This window comes from Paraburkholderia sp. J10-1 (genome assembly GCF_905220165.1).
Taxonomy (GTDB): Bacteria; Pseudomonadota; Gammaproteobacteria; order Burkholderiales; family Burkholderiaceae; genus Paraburkholderia.
Genome location: NZ_CAJMYW010000061.1, coordinates 1 through 790, shown reverse-complemented (window position 1 = coordinate 790; position 790 = coordinate 1). Strand labels below are relative to the sequence as shown.

The 790-nt window shown below is 64.4% G+C and carries 1 protein-coding gene; it reads right to left on the bottom strand.

Annotated elements, in window-relative coordinates:
* The coding region (gene ccsB / locus U5A65_RS40680; RefSeq protein WP_321949717.1) for a c-type cytochrome biogenesis protein CcsB at positions 1-790 on the bottom strand (790 nt) is incomplete at both ends.

Sequence of the window (790 nt, the reverse complement as noted above, 5' to 3'; positions counted from 1 at the left end):
GAAAGGAACATGTTGACGCCAAGGAACGCGAAGGTCGTCACCAGCAGGCCCGTGAGCGCCCACCAGGCCGCCACGCCGCCACGCAGGCCCTTCATGAGGCGCATATGCAGCCAGGCCGCGTAGTTGAGCCACACGATCAGCGCCCAGGTTTCCTTCGGGTCCCAACTCCAGTAGCCGCCCCAGGCCTGCGCGGCCCACAGCGCGCCGAGAATCGTCGCGATGGTGAAGAACGCGAAACCCACGGCGATCGACTTGTACATGACGTCGTCGAGCACCTCGAGCGCGGGCAGGCGGTCCGCCAGCACGCCGCGCTCCTTCATGATGTACGCCACGCCCACCATGGCCGACAGCGCGAAGCTGCCGTAGCCGATGAAGTTCGCCGGCACGTGGATCTTCATCCACCAGCTTTGCAGGGCGGGCACGAGCGGCTGGATCTGCTGCGCGTCGCGCGAGATCGAGTACCACATCAGGAAGCCCACGGCCGCGCTGATCACGAGCAGCACGAACGCGCCGAGCGCGCGCGTGTTGTAGTGCTGCTCGTAATAGAGGTAGAAGAGCGCCGTGATCAGATTGAATAACACGAACACTTCATACAGATTCGAAATGGGAATGTGGCCGACGTCCGCGCCGATCAGGTAGGACTCGTACCAGCGCGCCATCAGGCCGACGAAGCCCATGAGCACCGCCGCCCACGTGAGCTTCGAGCCGATCGAGCCGCCCGAGGGCGAACGCGAGAGCAGGCCGATCCAGTAGAACAGCGTGGCGAGCACGAACAGCGCGCTCATCCACA